15 protein-coding genes are annotated in these 17,339 nt (G+C 33.6%); 6 read left to right on the forward strand and 9 right to left on the reverse strand.

Annotated features, from left to right (window positions below):
• Window positions 1-5: 5 nt before the first annotated feature.
• Window positions 6-932 (reverse strand): STM4015 family protein, encoded by a 927-nt coding sequence (locus tag PL77_RS11470; RefSeq protein WP_052444334.1) that lies wholly within the window; start codon window positions 930-932, stop codon window positions 6-8.
• Between the two features lie 796 nt (window positions 933-1,728).
• On the opposite strand from PL77_RS11470, the gene PL77_RS11475 reads away from it, so the two are divergent.
• Window positions 1,729-2,502 carry an MBL fold metallo-hydrolase gene (locus PL77_RS11475; protein WP_044205068.1) on the forward strand — a complete coding sequence of 258 codons (774 nt, stop codon included), beginning with the start codon at window positions 1,729-1,731 and terminating at the stop codon, window positions 2,500-2,502.
• The gene (locus PL77_RS11480; RefSeq protein WP_044205070.1) at window positions 2,499-3,362 is read left to right on the forward strand and encodes a DUF1295 domain-containing protein; all 864 of its coding nucleotides are present in this window, start codon (window positions 2,499-2,501) and stop codon (window positions 3,360-3,362) included. Before PL77_RS11475 ends, PL77_RS11480 begins: the two co-directional genes overlap by 4 nt.
• 44 nt (window positions 3,363-3,406) lie before the next feature.
• Here PL77_RS11480 and PL77_RS11485 read toward each other — a convergent pair whose 3' ends face one another.
• The 5 genes from PL77_RS11485 to PL77_RS11505 form a co-directional block, all read right to left on the reverse strand.
• Window positions 3,407-4,462 carry a M23 family metallopeptidase gene (locus tag PL77_RS11485; RefSeq protein WP_044205073.1) on the reverse strand — a complete coding sequence of 352 codons (1,056 nt, stop codon included), beginning with the start codon at window positions 4,460-4,462 and terminating at the stop codon, window positions 3,407-3,409.
• Between the two features lie 252 nt (window positions 4,463-4,714).
• Entirely contained in the window at window positions 4,715-5,653 is a 939-nt protein-coding gene (gene trxB / locus PL77_RS11490) for a thioredoxin-disulfide reductase (protein WP_044205076.1), read from the reverse strand.
• An 81-nt stretch (window positions 5,654-5,734) separates the two neighbouring features.
• Window positions 5,735-7,210 carry a trypsin-like peptidase domain-containing protein gene (locus tag PL77_RS11495; protein WP_044205233.1) on the reverse strand — a complete coding sequence of 492 codons (1,476 nt, stop codon included), beginning with the start codon at window positions 7,208-7,210 and terminating at the stop codon, window positions 5,735-5,737.
• 77 nt (window positions 7,211-7,287) lie between these two features.
• Window positions 7,288-7,899, reverse strand: coding sequence for a hypothetical protein (locus tag PL77_RS11500; protein ID WP_044205079.1), 612 nt, complete (start codon window positions 7,897-7,899; stop codon window positions 7,288-7,290).
• Complete coding sequence (locus PL77_RS11505; protein ID WP_044205081.1) at window positions 7,899-8,612, reverse strand: pyridoxine 5'-phosphate synthase; 714 nt, start codon at window positions 8,610-8,612, stop codon at window positions 7,899-7,901. The genes PL77_RS11500 and PL77_RS11505 overlap by 1 nt, the downstream gene beginning before the upstream one ends.
• Window positions 8,613-8,896: 284 nt before the next feature.
• On the opposite strand from PL77_RS11505, the gene PL77_RS11510 reads away from it, so the two are divergent.
• From PL77_RS11510 to PL77_RS11525, 4 genes are all read left to right on the forward strand, one after another.
• Window positions 8,897-9,346, forward strand: a complete 450-nt coding sequence (locus tag PL77_RS11510; RefSeq protein ID WP_044205084.1) for a GatB/YqeY domain-containing protein — start codon at window positions 8,897-8,899, stop codon at window positions 9,344-9,346.
• Between the two features lie 22 nt (window positions 9,347-9,368).
• Window positions 9,369-9,929 (forward strand): CvpA family protein, encoded by a 561-nt coding sequence (locus PL77_RS11515; RefSeq protein WP_044205086.1) that lies wholly within the window; start codon window positions 9,369-9,371, stop codon window positions 9,927-9,929.
• 60 nt (window positions 9,930-9,989) lie between these two features.
• On the forward strand, window positions 9,990-10,559 hold the full coding sequence (locus tag PL77_RS11520; protein WP_044205089.1) for an aminodeoxychorismate/anthranilate synthase component II: 570 nt from the start codon (window positions 9,990-9,992) through the stop codon (window positions 10,557-10,559).
• Window positions 10,560-10,776: 217 nt separating this feature from the next.
• Window positions 10,777-12,243 carry a hypothetical protein gene (locus PL77_RS11525; protein WP_044205092.1) on the forward strand — a complete coding sequence of 489 codons (1,467 nt, stop codon included), beginning with the start codon at window positions 10,777-10,779 and terminating at the stop codon, window positions 12,241-12,243.
• Between the two features lie 197 nt (window positions 12,244-12,440).
• Here the strand turns inward: PL77_RS11525 and PL77_RS11530 are convergent, their stop codons facing one another.
• From PL77_RS11530 to PL77_RS11540, 3 genes are all read right to left on the reverse strand, one after another.
• A complete protein-coding gene (locus tag PL77_RS11530) occupies window positions 12,441-12,851 on the reverse strand; it encodes a response regulator (RefSeq protein WP_044205094.1) in 411 nt (136 codons plus the stop codon).
• Window positions 12,852-13,081: 230 nt separating this feature from the next.
• Window positions 13,082-14,632, reverse strand: a complete 1,551-nt coding sequence (locus PL77_RS11535) for an aldehyde dehydrogenase family protein (protein ID WP_044205097.1) — start codon at window positions 14,630-14,632, stop codon at window positions 13,082-13,084.
• A gap of 181 nt (window positions 14,633-14,813) precedes the next feature.
• On the reverse strand, window positions 14,814-17,318 hold the full coding sequence (locus PL77_RS11540) for a hypothetical protein (RefSeq protein WP_156152331.1): 2,505 nt from the start codon (window positions 17,316-17,318) through the stop codon (window positions 14,814-14,816).
• Window positions 17,319-17,339: the final 21 nt, after the last annotated feature.

The following is a 17,339-nucleotide window of genomic DNA, read 5'->3' on the forward strand; positions in this document are numbered from 1 at the left end:
ATTGATTATTCACCTACATCAACATAACGATAGGTTTCATCGTCATAAACATCTTCTTCTTTTTGTTCCCCCATTTTTAGTTCAATATGTGGGAATTTCTCTTTGATTTTTTGACCGATTCCACTAGATAAATAATTACTACTTAGGTTTAAGTAGCATAGTTGTGGCATACAAGGTGCATTGAGTAAACCTTCAGCACTTTTATCTCCTAAAGTTCCCATTGATAAGTCCAATGAAAGAATTGTTTCTTGTAATGGAGTCATGGAAATCAACTGTACAATGTCATCAGCATCAATGCAGTTTTGAAGCCCTAAATGAAATAATAACGGAAACTTACCGTCTTCTAATAATGGTAAAATATCAGCCTCTACCTCACAGTCATACCCATAATCATCTGTTCCTAGCCATAGTTCAAGATGTTTTAATTTAGGAAGAGTAGCATTTCCAATTTCTTGAAGTACGTTTTTGGATAACCCTCCAGATTGAATCACTAGTGTTTCTAGATTTTGATGTTCTATTTCACCAAGAGCCAATCCTTCACTTCCTTTGATCTGAAATACTTTAAGATTCGGAAAGTTCTTGAAAATCGCATTGAGGTTGGTTTGTTGAATCCATGAAATTTCACATTCATCAAAGTCCATATCACCAATAAATAGGGCTTCAATATGTTGTAAATGTTCTTTTTCTTCTACAAGCTTATTGATAATACTTTCACAGTCAGAATCATAAGCATCGGCCCAAATACCAATACTCAATCCAATAACTTCTTTGAGATTAGGGTCTTGAAGAAAAGCATCAATCAATTCAATTAGCTTTTGGTCTTCATCGTCCATATATTCAAGTCCTAGACGATAAACGGAATTTTTCTCAGTGATCCCTTCTGATTTTGTGAATTGATGTACTTTTTTATTATAAAAAAAATCTGCTGCCATATTTACGTTGCTTTTTGAGTTACTTCTTCTAGTATTAATTTGATAACCTAAAATTAGAGATGAAGAACGTAAAGTTGATACGTTTAAGTTTTTTTATCGAAGTAGAGTCAATTTTCCCTCTTTCTATTACAAAATAGTATTGCATAAAAAAAGCACCTATTCCTTTGGTGCTTTCTTCAGGTTGTGATTTTTGACTTAATGTTTTAAGATCCTAGGTAATAGATATACCCACAAAATAATGGCTGCTGGGACAAAAAGTAATTGTGTTCTTTTTGAATTTACTTTCATGGAGGGATCTAATTTTTGACCTCCCCAGAAGTAAAAATAAAATCCAAATATTAGCCCGCAACTGAAATAGATCTTAAATAGGAGTAGGAATATAATTACTGTTTGTTCTACAATGGTCATAGTAAGTTGGGCAATAAGTTATAAATACTTTAAGTTACTCAATGCATGTTTGACTCTATCTTAAGCAATGAAAATTCTATTGTGATATAATTAATTTTTGAAAGTGTAATCGTTTTTATGGTTTTATAAAATTAACGGAGTCACGTTGTAGATGAGTGTTTTTTTTTACTTAGAGTGAGTTTTTATGCACGCTTTTATTGGCTTTGGTGACCAATCATTTTATAATATAAACTATTTTTATTCATAATTCAATATGAAAAACGAATTCTTAACCTTTGTCTCAATACATCAACATTTTATTAATAAAACTGTTTATCTTAGTTATACTAGTATAATGTATAAGTAATACTGACTTTATACTTCAAAAAATTAACTTCTCAAGCTCATTATGATAAAAATTCAAAGGTTAAACATGGACAATTCATGGTACATTGAATTGGACTCACTCAAACTACTTGTTGATCCTTGGCTAGAAGGTGCCGAAATAGACTATTTCTCATGGTTTAATAAACAATGGCATCGAACACCACCATTAAGATATGAGGATATTCCTAATTATGATTTGGTGTTGATTACTCAAAAATATCCAGATCATTTTCATCATAAGACCTTAATCAAATTGCAACCCAAAAAGGTGATGGGCCCTGAAAGCATTAGAAAGAAGGTAAATAAAATACTACCGAAAGCTGAGTTTATAGCTTTTAATAAGAAGAAGAAACAACAACTTTTTGAAGGGGTAACGTTTCATTTCTTACCTACTAAAAGGTGGTTAGATCCTATTTACGATGCATTTTTGATTGATGATGGGAAAGAGAGTATATGCTTAGCCACACATGGTTTTGATATAGATTATAAATACGTCAAAGAGATGGGAGATTTCAGTCCAGTGACATTATTGATGACTCCTTTCAACTTTTATCAATTGCCGGCTTTTTTAGGTGGAACTGTTTCGCCAGGTTTAGAAGGCGTAAAACAATTGGCAGACGAATTTAATCCAATTTGTGTGGTGCCTACACACGATGAAGATAAACATGCTAGAGGCCTTGTTTCAAAATTTGCGAAAATCATTAAATCGATGTCCAAGGAAGATCTAAGGAAATTACCTTGGTTAGAAGAAACATATCAACCATTAAATCACTATCATCTTACTAAAATATCATGAACAAAAAACAACAAGCACTTTTAGAAATTACCATCATCTATTTGATTGTTGGTGCAGTCGGGTATTTAACTTTCCAATATACAGAATATGAATCTCTAGCTTTACGGTTTCTCGTTGCTGATCTAGCGATGACGGTTGTAACGTTTGTATTCTCTGTTGTAAAGAAAAATAGTAGTGTTTATGATGCTTATTGGAGTGTTATCCCCTTTTATTTCATTTTACAATACTTCTATTTATTTGATGGCTTATCTTGGAGCTTACCACAATGGGTCTGTGCATTTGTAATTTCCTTTTGGTCTTGGAGGCTTACATTAAGCTGGGGGAGAGGATGGCCAGGATGGCATCATGAAGATTTTAGGTATGCTGATTTTCGAGTTCAGTTTAAATCTTTCTTTCAGCCGATTAATTTTTTAGCGATACACTTATATCCAACATGTATCGTTTTTTTGAGTATATGGGGGATAGAATGGGTTTACTCGGGAGCAGAGTTGAGTAATATATGGTTGTTTGGATTGGGCGCCATGACTGCTTTTGTAGGAACTGTATTTGAATATTTGGCTGATAATGAATTGGACAAATTTCGTAAACGACCCAATAAACAGAAAACAGATATTTTAAGAACAGGCATTTGGGCAAAATCAAGAAACCCTAATTATTTAGGGGAAATGATGTTTTGGTTTGGAGTAGCGATGATGGGGTTATCTTATAGTGCACCATGGTACACCGCTTTAGGTTCTGTTGGAATGTGGTTGATGTTTATGTTTGCTTCCATTCCTTTAAAAGATAAACAAATGATGAAAAATAGACCGGAAGCCTTTCAGAAGTACAAACAAGAAGTTTCAAGGGTTTTACCTTTTTGAATAAAAACAAAAATGGCGATCTATGTTTAAGATCGCCATTTTCATTATCTAACTCTTAAAGTCCGTCCAACTCTTAGGGTAGTCCGTTTAGAAATACCATTAAGTCTACAGATTTTAGTGATAGATGTTCCATATCTTCTACTGATTTTCCAAAGAGAATCACCACTTCTGATTCTATGGTAAACACTCTTTTTCGATTCAATTAATAATTCATAATTCTTCGCGGTCAATGTAAAGTCTGAAGGAGGGGTGATCTCATGATTTGCAAAGTCAATCATATCTTCTGGATTAAAAGCATACCCTTGATACCTGATTTCAAAATGAAGATGAGGGCCAGTACTTCTACCTGTATTACCACCAAGACCAATTACTTCACCAGCTTTTACTTCCTGTCCTGGTCTTACTAAATATCTGCTTAAATGGCCGTATAATGTTTCAAGGCCATTTTTATGACGAACCATTACGTAATAACCATACCCTCTTCTGTTGTATTTTGCGATTCTTACCACACCATCAAACATAGAGCGTAGAGTATCCCCTACGGCTAGCTTTACATCAATACCATGATGAAATCTCCATCTTCTGAAGCCATACTTTGATGTTATCTTTCTTTTTTCATCCAGAGGAAAAGCCCATGCAAGTGTATCACCCTCTTCGTATAAATGAAGATCAACACTATCTTTTAAAACCTTAGAGGAAATATTATAAGGGTTGACATTCCAATTATCCCAATTGTTGTAATAGTCAAATCCAGTAAGGTAAGCTGCATCTACAAATTTACCTTCTTGGATTTCTACGAGATTTTGACATTGTTCAGTCTCGTTGAGATTAATTCTTTTATAGCCTTCAGGAAGTGAGGCTAATTCTTCTTGATGTTGACAGTCCTCTAGTCCATTTTCTAAAGTGAAAGTTGGAACAGTGATGTTAACATCAGAAATAATATTTTCTTGTACTAATTCAGTATTAGCTTTTTTTTCTTTCCCCTTAAATAACTTTTTAAAGAAACCTTGTCCGTATGATGCATTTGACGAAAGTTGTATCACACTCAAGAATAAAACAGTATATATAAAAGTAGGCGTTGAAATACGATTCAAGTTCATGATTTAAATTGTCACAGAATGAACTAAAAAATAAGTTTTTTGTTCGTTTAATTTATTCAAGCAGAAAGCTATAATTCATATAGACTTAATACTTAAGGTTACAAGAATACTAAAGTAATTGCTAAAAGGCAATTCGTGTTAAATAGTATTTGTCATGTAAACGTTAAATATCACTATACATTATGTGACATAACAAAAAAAGGTGTGATAAAATTCAATTATCACACCTTTTTTCATCTATTTTACTGAAGCTTAGTCCTCAAGCTCAACTAAATATCTTTCCGCCTCTAATGCAGCCATACAGCCAGTACCAGCAGCAGTAACCGCTTGTCTGTATATAGTATCTTGAACGTCACCAGCAGCAAATACACCTTTAATATTTGTTTGTGTACTGTCAGGTTTAGTGATCAAGTATCCTGCATCATCCATGTCTAATTGACCTTTAAAGATATCAGTGTTTGGTTTGTGTCCAATAGCAACGAAGAATCCAGTTACATCAATTGTACTTTCCTCATTTGTTTTATTATTGAATACTCTTACACCTTCTACTGCATCTTTACCTAAAACTTCTTTTGTTTCAGTGTTCCAGTGGATAGTGATGTTCTCTTTCTTCATCACACGCTCTTGCATGATTTTAGAAGCTCTCATCTCATCACGACGTACCAATAAGTGAACATTTGCAGCAAGATTAGACAAGTAGTGTGCCTCTTCAGCAGCAGAGTCACCTGCTCCAACTACCACTACATCTTGACCTCTGTAGAAGAAACCATCACAAACAGCACAAGCAGAAACACCCATTCCGTTTAAACGAGTTTCAGACTCTAATCCTAACCACTTCGCTGAAGCACCAGTTGAAATGATAATTGAATCCGCTTCGATTTCAGTCTCTTCGTTGACCGTAGCAACGTGAGGACCTTCCTCGTTAAATTGAACACCTGTAACAAAGCCAGTACGGATATCTGTACCAAAACGCTCTGCTTGTTCTTGTAATTCCATCATCATTTGTGGTCCCATGATTCCTTTAGGATAACCAGGGAAGTTCTCAACATCATTTGTGATTGTTAATTGACCACCAGGTTGAGGGCCTTGGTATAATACAGGAGATAAGTTAGCTCTTGAAGCATAAATTGCTGCAGTATAACCTGCAGGTCCTGAACCAATGATGAGGGTTTTTACACGTTCTCTTGACATCTTTTTATTTTTATTTTATATCAAATTCAACTTTATAAATACTCTACTGTGTTTTGTTTGAAAACGATGTTGGAGCACTTATTAAAAATAGTAACTATAATAACGGTGTGAGCGATCTTTTTTCATGACTTCAATAATCACTCTACCTCTAATTCTTGAAAGAATTTTTGCGAAATCTTTTGGATCATCCAAAGGGTATCGGTTGATTGAAACTAGAATCATTCCTTCCTTTAATCCCATTTCGCTGATCAAACCATTTCTTTCTACTTCTTCAATACGAATACCCGTTTCGAGATTTAGCTTTGATCTTTCAATTTTTGAAATCGCCGTAAATTTAGCACCGATTTCTTTAGCATCGTAAATCTTCTTCTCATTTACGTTAGTTGTTCCATCAATGTTTGTTAAAACAACATTTTTTTCTATTTTCTTTCCTTCACGTAATATTTCAATAGAAATTTTATCGCCAGGGACATAATAACTGAGTTGTTCATCATAAGCGGCTTCTGTTTCAATAGAGAAATTATCGATAGACAGAATGACATCACCCACTTCCAACTTATTCTTTTCTGCAGCACCACCTTCAATTTTTGTGATGACCACACCGTTGATTTCTTTCATTTTGAGCTGCTCCGCAATTTTTTCATTAACTGCTTTTATGCTTACTCCTAAGAAAGCCTTTTGAACTTCTCCGTATTTCTTCAAATCGTTGACCACTTTGGCAACAATATCCGAAGGTACTGCAAAGCCATAACCAGCGTAACTTCCGGTTTTTGATAGAATAGCAGTATTAATACCTACTAAATCACCATGTAAATTGACCAATGCTCCACCAGAGTTACCAGGGTTAATCGCTGCATCTGTTTGTATGAAAGATTCAATAGGGAATACATCGTTCATGATCCCAATCTTACGACCTTTTGCACTTACAATTCCTGCTGTTACAGTACTTGTTAAGTTAAAAGGGTTACCAACGGCCAATACCCAATCACCTACTCTAACTGCTTTGGATGAAGCAATTTGAATGGCAGGGAGATCATTTTTATCTATTTTCAATAAAGCAATATCCGTTGAAGGGTCAATACCAATCAACTTTGCTTCATAGGTTCTTTTATTATAATTGACTTCGATTTTATCGGCACCTTTGACCACGTGATTGTTTGTAACGATGTACCCGTCCTTTGAAAAAATCACGCCTGATCCAGAACCTACAGCTATACCTTGTGGATTTTTTTGTGTAGGTCTTCCGAAAAATAAGTCACTCCAAGTTCTTCTGTTGCTATACCTGTCTTTCACATAAGTGACAATATAGACCACAGATTTTGTGCTGACAGCTGAAGCCTCTGCAAAGTCAGCAATATTTAAATCTCTTGAGTTCTCATCTGTAAAATCATCAGAAGAGATGGCTGTTAATGGTGTAGGTGTTGGTTGTTCTTGAAGTGTATTATTAGCAAATCGGAACTCTTGTTGTTCCGAAGGAGCAAAGTAATTTTGGTAGAGAAAAGCACCTCCAAAGCCACTTATTAGACTCACCAATACCGTAAGTAGGATTTGTTTCATTTTGTTAGTGTTTACCTTTTCGTTTTCCGTATTACCTTTCAATTAAAATGCCTTTTCAACTTTTCTGACAATATGACTTAAGAATTAAGTAGATCAGATGATAAGATGACAGTTTCGAACTGTGTTTTTAATTGTTTTTCGTAAATCTCTTTATGAGATGTTTGAATGGCTAATTCTATGTTTTCAGATAGATTTTTCTTGATGAAATCAATATGATCAAGGTGAATTTCCTGTAATATTAATGAGTCAATTCCTGTTTGGTGGCAAATATTGATGATTTGATTGAATTCTTCTTTTCTTAAAACAGTATCTGGAATTCTTAGCGTATGCAACACTTCTTGTTGATGAGCAGTTTCAGAAAGTTGTAAGCATTCAATTTTACACCATCCTGCATTGGTTCTTAGAGCACCAACATTCAATGTGGAAATTACTTCATGAGTCCCCACTTTGATCAATTCTTTCATTGCAAAAACTTTTATTTGTGTAAGATCTTCACCATGAAAAGAACCAGCATTTGATTGAATGAGGATCGCTTTATTCTTAAGCTCTCTTGCTACTTTTTTTACCCAATAAGGAGCTATTTTAACTCCTTTCAGAGGAAGTTGTTTTCCAAGTTGAATCACTCGGTCCACCTCTTCCTCTGAAGCAAAAGGGTTGTTCAAATCAACTATGATTTGTTCGTATTGCATTATTTCAACTGCTTTAAATAAAGTTGAATAGTATTTTCAAGACCATAATACAGCGCATCACAAACTAATGCATGACCGATTGAAACTTCATCCAAACCTTTAATATTCTGATTAAAGTAGTTGAGGTTGTCTAAATCCAAATCGTGTCCAGCGTTTAATCCCAATCCCAACTCCACTGCTTTTTCAGCTGCTTTGATATAAGGGGCAATGGCCTCCTCTTTATTTTTATGGAATTGAGCTGCATAAGGCTCTGTGTATAATTCTACTCTGTCGGCACCACATGCTGCTGCACCTTCTACCATTTTTGGATCAGGATCCACAAAGATAGATACTCTAATTCCTTTTGCTTTAAGCTTAGCCGTTACTTCAGTGAGGAATTCTTTATTCTTAATCGTATCCCAACCTGCATTGGAAGTAATTGCATCATCAGCATCAGGTACAAGTGTTGCTTGTTCTGGAACGACATCTAATACCAATTCCATAAAACGAGGTTCAGGATTTCCTTCGATATTATATTCTGTTGTAACGACAGGTTTTAGATCATAGGTATCTTGTCTAGTAATATGTCTCTCGTCTGGGCGAGGGTGAATAGTGATTCCTTCCGCACCGAAACGTTCCGCATCCTTTGCAACTTTTACCAAATTTGGATTGTCCCCACCTCTTGCATTCCTAATGGTCGCAATTTTATTCACATTGACGCTTAGTCGAGTCATAATTCTATTTTCTAGTTAAATTTAAAGTTTCACAAAAATGCTTTATTCCATTTATAAAAGCATAACAAAAGGGAAAATTAATAGACTGTTAAGGAAAAATAGACCATAAATTATGTTCCTTTTGAAAGTTCTAACACTATTTACGGGCTTTATGTTCTAGAATTGAGCGGATCTAATTGCATTTTAAAGGTATTTCAGAAGGTTTTTTGTAACTTGATAGTAAACGTGCAAGAAGTTGTTATTTTTGTAGATAGAAATAGATTTCAAATCTTAACATTAAAACAATGAGCTTAAAGGCGAAAGTACAAGAGGCCATGAAAACGGCCATGAAAAATAAAGATAAAGCCACTTTAGGTACGTTAAAACAACTAAAAGCGAAGATTCAGTTAGCTGAAACAGCTCAAGGCAAAGATGCAGTTTTGACAACGGAAGAAGAATTGAAGCTTTTAATGAAAGAAGCAAAGCAAAGAAAAGAATCTGCTGAAACGTACCAAAGCTCAGGAAGAGAAGACTTAGCAGAAGTTGAATTAGTAGAGTTAGCAGTAATTGAGTCATACTTACCAAAACAGATGTCTGATGAAGAGATTTCTGCAGGTGTAAAAGAGTTAATTGCTGAGGTAGGAGCTACTTCTCCAAAAGATATGGGTAAAGTAATGGGCGCAGCAGGTAAGAAATTTGCAGGTGTAGCAGATATGAAAGTCGTTTCTGCTAAAGTAAAAGAAGCGTTAATGTAATTCAAAAAATTTAATAAAGACAGTGGAACAAGACTTAGGATTTTTTACATCATACATCAGAATCACAGATATCATTCTTGCGGGAATGATTGTATATGGTGCCTATAAAGGATTTAAAAGAGGTTTTTTATTAGAAATAATATCAACGTTGGTATTTGTAGTGGGTGCTTCTTTAATTTTCTTTGGTGTTGCAGGAGCTTTTTCTTCATCGAAAACGTATGTCAATACACCTAAATCCACTGTATTCTTTGCTTACGTCGTTTTCTTTTTTGCAGGAACCATGGGACTTAATTTATTAGGAAAATGGTTGCAAAATAAAATCGATTACTCTGTATTAGATGATTTAGATAATGTGGCAGCACTACTGTTAGGTGGTTTTAAATATGCACTTTCATTATCTGTAATACTGGGACTTTTTAATTCAGCAGGTTTAGGTTTACCCAAAAATGTGACCGAAGATTCAGTTGTTTACCCAAAACTATTGGAGTTGAATGATTGGGTATTGGATGCAGGAGGTACCATAATGCCGAGTATGAAAAGGTATAGTAAAGAGATTCATGAATTATTTGAAGAAAATTTATAACAAAAAGGGAAGTTAAATGACTTCCCTTTTTTATTTTTGTGCTCAAATAAACTAAGCATCATGATTTTATTATTAGATAACTTTGATTCATTTACATATAATCTAGTAGATTATTTTACTCAATTAGGACAAAAGGTGGAAGTAGTACGAAATACAACCCCTTTAGAAGAAATTGTAGTTTATAAATATGATGCTATCGTATTATCTCCTGGACCTGAAACACCAGATAAAGCGGGTAATATGTTAGAGGTAATAGATTATTACCACAAAACACATCCTATTTTAGGAATTTGTTTAGGGCACCAAGCAATTGGGGAATATTTTGGAGGAAAAGTAGTGAAGGCACTAAAACCTATGCATGGCAAAATATCTCAAATTGATGTACAGACTTCTGTATTATTTCAAAAAATTCCATCAGAGTTTTCTGTAGTGAGGTATCATTCATTGATTTTGTCGAATGTTCCCAATACAGTAGAAGTCGTAGCATCTTCTAAAGAAGGAGAAGTGATGGCAATTGCACACAAAAACTTACCAGTTTTTGGCGTTCAGTTCCACCCAGAAGCAATACTAACAGAATTTGGATTGGATATTTTAAAGAATTGGATTGGAACTTGGAAAGAGAATAATTGAAAAATGTGATTTTACTTTTTATATCCAATAACACCATGAAATAATACATCGGTTTTTAAAAATCAATTCTTATATTTATATATGAGAAGTATAGAAAAATTAAGTATTTCGATAAAAGTTTACTATTTTTATTGCTACTAAACCTCAATTTCTTGATTAGACTTACTTTCTCGACATGTCTCTACAATGCAATAATAAAGCTCTCAGTATCTAATTTATGGCGAGGTTAAAACATATCATAAAGCAATTATCTGAAAAAGACTACGAAGCAATAAGAAATTCTCTTATGGAAAGCAACGCTGAGAAATCGGCGTACCTTTTATCTTCTATGAGAGAAAAGAAGATATCTGATCAGCAGGTGATGTCTGAGTTAGATGTGAATACTAATGCTTATTATACTTTAAGATCAAGGCTAAATCAAAAAATTGAAGAATATTTGCTGCAACAAATGGAAAGCCCTAGAGCGGACCTTTTGAAAAAAGTAGCCAATATTCATGAAATGGTTTTTACGAAGAAAAGAGCTATTTCAATTGTTACTCTCAAAAAGTTGGAAAAAGAGTTGTTAGATTACGATTTGTCCAATGAATTGACTGTAGTTTATAAAGCTTTAAAAAGGCTTCATATTAATTCTCCAGATTATTTTGTCTATTCTCAACTTTACAATAAGCATGTAGCTTATATGTTAGCAGTCGATAAGATTGAAGATATATTAGCAGATTACTTTAAGAAGTTTGGTGTTTATGCATTTACAGGCGATGAAATTGATAAAATGGGTTTAGACCTGTTACATCAAGAGATGCAAAATACTTGTAAGCTCTATGAGTCACATCGACCTTTTGTTTATCAAAGCTGTATGAATATCTTCCACCGTTTGTTTATAGAAGATGATTCTAAAGTAAGTTTTTCAGATACAGAAGATATAGAACCCATTGAAGATATATTCTTAAAAATTGATCAGGTTTTTGATCAATATCAAATGGATTCCATCTACTTCCACCTTCATAATGTTTTTGAATTTTTGAAGTTGGAGTACTATACACACTATGGTGTATTTAGAAAAGCAAGTAAATACTTCGATTCTGTAAATGAAGATGTGGTACCATTACTGATGCACAGTAATTTATACACATTCCCTTCTCAATTTCTTCAGACAAAATTACAAAGAGCTTTACAGACCGATACACAAACAGAACTGTTTGAATCCAATAAAGATATTTTTGCAGATTACGAACCAGATAAAGAAGACGTACCCAACTATGTTTCTTATGTAGTTTACCGAGCAATGTCTGCTTACCATGCAAAAGAATTTGATGAAGCGGCTCGTTTCCTTAATAACCTTCTCAATGAAGTTAGTTTGAAAAAATACCCTCATGCTTTCTTGGAGGTGAAGTGTCTTTTGGCATTGCAATACGTTTGTATTCGCGATTTTGAATTGTTCAATCAGTTAGCCAATAGTATACAAAGGCAAATTCGATTGATGGGTAAAGAGAGTTGCCCTTCTATTTCACTTTTCTTGAAGATGCTTAAAACTGGAATGAGTGAAGCCAAGCGAGATAAAATGTCAAAGGTTTCAAATATCATTACAAAATATACGCAAATTAAGTCACCTTATATATTCGCTCCAACTCGACAAATTAGAATGGATGATCAATTTATTCGATATGTAAGTGGAGAAAATGAATAGCTGACCGCTACAAATAGAAAAGGTATTGATAATAAAATCAATACCTTTTTTTGTTAATTAATGATTAGAGTGCTGAGAATATAAGTGAGCTAATTAAGAGTAGATAAACTCTTTGTAAACTAGTCACCGTTCTTAAATTTAAGACTTACAATACATGTTTAACAATGCCTCTAACACATTTATATATATGCTGTGTTTTAAATTTCAAGTAGTGATAAATTTTTCTGGGTCAACGGCTTGTTGACGTATTTTTTAACGTAACTATAGTTTTGTGATCTGCTGATGTCTTGGGGGTTGATAGAAGAAGTCAACATGACGATGTTGCACTTTGCTTTCGTTTTTTCATCCAATTGATCAAACAGGTCTAGAAATTGAAAACCGTCCATTAGAGGCATATCAATGTCTAAAAAAATAAGCTCAGGTAAAACTTGATCTGCTATATCTCCAAGCTTTTCTATATTACGAAGAAACTCAATTGCACTTTTTGCTCCTGAATGAATAAATATGTTGTCGCTTATTTTAGAAGCTTCAATCATTTTTTGATTTATGAGATTGTCGATTTCATTGTCGTCAATCAACATCACAGAAAAGTATTTGTTTTGAGCCATAAAGTAATGTTAAAAACAGATAGGTATGTACTATTGTATGTAAAGAGAGTACTATAAAAATATTTATATTGGTTGAATAATCTCTAATTCAATATAACCAATGAAGGTGCAATGTCAAAGAAATTTGACCATTAAATAATCAATAAAAAAGCTCTTTTGATGTAAGTTTTAATTATTAATACTATAAAAAGAGCTTTAAAATAATGAATCTTAAAGCTCTTTCAACATGATTAAATATCGAATTTAATACCCTGAGCCAAAGGAAGTACTCTTCCATAGTTGACGGTATTGGTTTGCCTTCTCATGTAAGCTTTCCAAGAATCTGAACCGGATTCTCTTCCTCCGCCAGTTTCTTTCTCGCCACCAAAAGCACCGCCAATTTCAGCTCCAGAAGTGCCAATGTTTATATTCGCTATCCCACAGTCTGAACCTGCTGCACTTAAAAATGCTTCCGATTCTAGAAGATGATTCGTGAAAATAGCAGAGGATAAACCTTGTTTTACATCATTCTGAATTTGAATAGCATTTTCTACCTCTCCATTGTACTTTATAAGGTAGAGAATTGGAGCGAATGTTTCATCTTGTACAATAGCGTAGTGATTTTCAGCTTCAATAATAGCGGGATATACGTAATTTTCAGAAAGACCTTCAGCATGAAAGGAATCTCCACCGATTAATAAATTTCCACCCTCAGCTTTCGCCTTCTCAATCGCAGCTTTAAATGTAGTTACAGCGTCTTTGTCAATCAAAGGACCAACAAGCTTACTTTCATCCAAAGGATTGCCAATAGATAGTGAAGGATAGATTTTCAGCAGGCGCTCTTTCACTTTTTCGTATACACTTGAATGTACAATCAATCTACGTGTGGAGGTACATCTTTGACCACATGTTCCAACGGCTCCAAATACAGTGGCTCTGATGGCCATTTCTATATCTGCATTTTCAGTAATGATCAATGCATTATTTCCTCCAAGTTCTAATAATGATTTACCAAGACGTGCCCCTACAGCAGCACCCACTTTTTTACCCATACGAGTAGATCCAGTCGCTGAGATTAATGGAAGACGTTGGTCATTTGACATTTTAGCACCCACTGCAGCATCACCAATAATGTAGCTGAATAAGCCTTCTGGGAGGTCATTTTCATTCAATACATCTTGAAGAATATATTGACATGCAATGGCTGTTAATGGTGTTTTTTCTGAAGGTTTCCAGATACAAACATTACCCGCAATAGCTGCAATCATTGCATTCCATGACCAAACCGCTACAGGGAAATTGAAGGCAGAAATAATACCGACAATTCCAAGTGGATGCCATTGTTCAAACATTCTATGATCTTGTCTTTCGGATTTCATTTCAAGGCCATACAATTGTCTTGATTGCCCTACAGCAAAATCACAGATGTCAATCATTTCTTGAACTTCACCTAGTCCTTCTTGGTAGATCTTACCCATTTCGTAAGTAACTAATTTACCAAGAGGTTCTTTATATTTTCTTAGTGCCTCACCAATTTGACGGACGATTTCACCTCTTTTGGGAGCAGGTAATACCTTCCATACCTCAAAGGCTTTTTGAGACTCTTCAATAATGATTTCAAGGTCCGCTTCCGTAGCCATTTCTACTTCAGCAATCAATTCACCATCTGCAGGAGAGTAGATTTTTCGTGTTTCACGATTCTCATCTAGTTTCGCAAATTTTCTACCTGTAGAAAAGGCAGGGTTGCGTTGTCCAATTCCTAATTCTTTAAGGAAGTCTAATTGAACCGAAGTTGTATTCATGTTTATGTAGGTTATATGTGTTTAAATGGTAAGCAAAGTTGAAAAAAAAGTAAGTTAAGACAAAGAAAAAAGCCTTAGAATTTGTATTGAAAACCAAATCTAATATTTCTTTCAGTAAGTAATGTGTAAGAGTAAGAGTAAATAATAGGGGTTATATCCTGTTTGAGGAATGAAGTGTTATCTAAAATATTATTGATTTTAAAATAAAAATTGGAGTTGATTTTGGCAAGGAATATAAAATTTTACAATGTAGATTCATAAAATTAAGATTTTGAAGTCCGTCTTGCCTTAAGTATTGTATAGTTGGAGAAATTACCAATCTTCTTTTAACTATGTAGGAATTTATTTTCCCTTTGATAGAGATACTATTCATCTCATCTGTATCATTTGCATTCTGGAATAAGGTCTTGTTGTAGTGAATTGTGCTTTCAAAATTATACCATCGTTTTTTATAAGTGCTACTGATCTTGAAGATGGAAAGATAGCGATTGGTGTCACTATGATACTCCTCATCGTCTATCGTTTTATTTAATTGACCATTTCGAATATTCCCAAGTTCAAGACTCATTTGAATAGGGTGATTGGTGAAATTTTTATCAAAACTGAGTACTGACATTAACAATGAGTTGGAATTTTGATTTTTTTGTACCTCAATGATTGGGAAATTTTCAGAGAAAAAATTATCACTGTTGTAAATGAGACCGTATACAGAGGCAGCCGAAACAATCAAACCTATTTTATAAAAGTTACGGTAGAGGTGAGCTTCAAAGTTATATTCTAATTGAGGTTGATATTGATCAAAATTAGGAGGGTTTAATATTTGATTATAAGCAATTAATCGCTTACCGTTTGTGAGTGTTGTTAATTCAAAGTTGCTGACTTGCTGTTTAGAGACCAAATCACAATCTATATTAAAAGGTAATCTGAAATTGATTTTGCTATTGTATTCAAAAAAAGGAATTGTTTTATCATCATATTGCACAACACTATATCCAGGCTCAAATTTCAATTTAATTCCATTCCATCTTTTGTTGAAATTGATGAAAAAGGTATTTTTTTGAAAATTACCTTTATTCCCTCCGGAGAAATCCTCTGAAGAACTAATTAGATTTGTGGTGTTGGATTTATTGAAAAATAAATAACCAAGTTTAATACTTCCTTTCTTAAAGCGTTTATTAATGGCTACTTGAGCAACAAAAAAAGGATTTTCGGAAAGATCATTTTGTGTGAAATCTTGAAGATAATCAGGGAAAAAAGTATCATTATTTTTGTTTGAAATTTTTAGTTCATTTTTCACAAAAGATTGATGGATTTTCACTTGCAGTCCTATCTTTTTTGGAAAAAGTTTTTCATATAAAAGGTTCCCGTAAAGTCCTATTTTGTTTTTTTCTTTCAAGTAATTATAGTCAAATTGGTTTTGCTCATACAACTGTTGGTATTGATGATCATTTCTTCCTTGATCATACTCAAGGTTCATGTCAATTTTCAATTTTTGCTTTTTTTGATTGAAACGGTATTCAATCTTATTGATAGAGGTGAAGAGTTCTTTTTGTTCTTTTTGGGTAAGTGAATTGACAGTTCCTTCTTGAAGAATATATTGTTCACTGATAAATTGATCTTTGTTGTTTTTTAATTCAGAAAAAGAACCAATAAATAGTGAGCTATTTTTGGATATTTTCTTTTTAAAAGCGAAACCACCAATAGTATTTTCTCTGCGGTAAAAGATATTATTTAGGCCATAGAAATCTTCATTAAAGGTTTCTCTACCGATCAAATCGTCAAATTGTATAGGAGTTGAAAACATTTTATTTTGAGCTTCCTGACCAATATTCTTTATTTGTTCAAGTGAGATAGCCTGTTCTCCAAAATTATTTCGTTCTGAAAAAACTTGGATTGCATAACCTTTATTCGGTACTGAAAACAAATTGACTAATCCACCAATCGGGATTTCATTTTCAATTTTACCTGTTTCAAAGCCAACTTTACCAAACAACCCCAAATCCACATTTTTTTTCAATGAAATATCAATTATTACTAGTTTTTCATCGTCCACAATACTGTTTTTCATCGCAGTATTTTTCTCATCAAGCCGGATTTGAATTTTATCGACATCATTAGGGTTAATAGACCTTGTAATTAAAGCACTGCCATAATCACTTACCTCTTGTCCGTTGATTAAAATCTTTTGAACTTTCTGATTCTTAACAGTTATTTCTCCGTTCTTATCAATACTGAGGTCGCCTACTCTTGAAAGAGTATTTTCTAAATGTTCATCCGTTTCCTCTTTATAATAGTCGGTATTGATAGTAATAGAATCTTTACCGTATTTAATGGGAGATTTTTGAGCAGAAATATTGACTTCCTCTAATTTTTTAACCTTTTCACTCAATACAAAAAGTAGTGTTTTTTGCTGTTTTAGAGTATTTGGGTTGATGGTTTGGGGCAAACATTTATAAAAATGACTATTTACATGTAATTGAATAGAATCACAAGGTAAGTACACTGATATGTCTATTACAGTCGTACCATTTTCATCTGTTTTTACAAAGTAATTTAAGGAATCTTGTGTGTGATAAACTTTCATCTCGAAAGTAATACTAGGAATAGATTGTTTTGTAGCATGATCTATTGTTTTAAGCTCTATTTTTTGTGCGTAGGAGTGAAGAGTTAGTAAAAAAAAGCTCATAAAAATGAGCTTTAATTGTAA

This window comes from Flammeovirga sp. OC4, assembly GCF_000812565.1.
In the GTDB taxonomy this organism is placed as follows: domain Bacteria; phylum Bacteroidota; class Bacteroidia; order Cytophagales; family Flammeovirgaceae; genus Flammeovirga.

Coding starts and splice junctions, on each gene's coding strand:
- PL77_RS11470 (WP_052444334.1), bottom strand. CDS start 932: ATGGCAGCAGATTTTTTTTATAATAAAAAAGTACATCAATTCACAAAA.
- PL77_RS11475 (WP_044205068.1), top strand. CDS start 1,729: ATGATAAAAATTCAAAGGTTAAACATGGACAATTCATGGTACATTGAA.
- PL77_RS11480 (WP_044205070.1), top strand. CDS start 2,499: ATGAACAAAAAACAACAAGCACTTTTAGAAATTACCATCATCTATTTG.
- PL77_RS11485 (WP_044205073.1), bottom strand. CDS start 4,462: ATGAACTTGAATCGTATTTCAACGCCTACTTTTATATATACTGTTTTA.
- trxB (WP_044205076.1), bottom strand. CDS start 5,653: ATGTCAAGAGAACGTGTAAAAACCCTCATCATTGGTTCAGGACCTGCA.
- PL77_RS11495 (WP_044205233.1), bottom strand. CDS start 7,210: ATGAAACAAATCCTACTTACGGTATTGGTGAGTCTAATAAGTGGCTTT.
- PL77_RS11500 (WP_044205079.1), bottom strand. CDS start 7,899: ATGCAATACGAACAAATCATAGTTGATTTGAACAACCCTTTTGCTTCA.
- PL77_RS11505 (WP_044205081.1), bottom strand. CDS start 8,612: ATGACTCGACTAAGCGTCAATGTGAATAAAATTGCGACCATTAGGAAT.
- PL77_RS11510 (WP_044205084.1), top strand. CDS start 8,897: ATGAGCTTAAAGGCGAAAGTACAAGAGGCCATGAAAACGGCCATGAAA.
- PL77_RS11520 (WP_044205089.1), top strand. CDS start 9,990: ATGATTTTATTATTAGATAACTTTGATTCATTTACATATAATCTAGTA.
- PL77_RS11525 (WP_044205092.1), top strand. CDS start 10,777: ATGGCGAGGTTAAAACATATCATAAAGCAATTATCTGAAAAAGACTAC.
- PL77_RS11530 (WP_044205094.1), bottom strand. CDS start 12,851: ATGGCTCAAAACAAATACTTTTCTGTGATGTTGATTGACGACAATGAA.
- PL77_RS11535 (WP_044205097.1), bottom strand. CDS start 14,632: ATGAATACAACTTCGGTTCAATTAGACTTCCTTAAAGAATTAGGAATT.
- PL77_RS11540 (WP_156152331.1), bottom strand. CDS start 17,318: ATGAGCTTTTTTTTACTAACTCTTCACTCCTACGCACAAAAAATAGAG.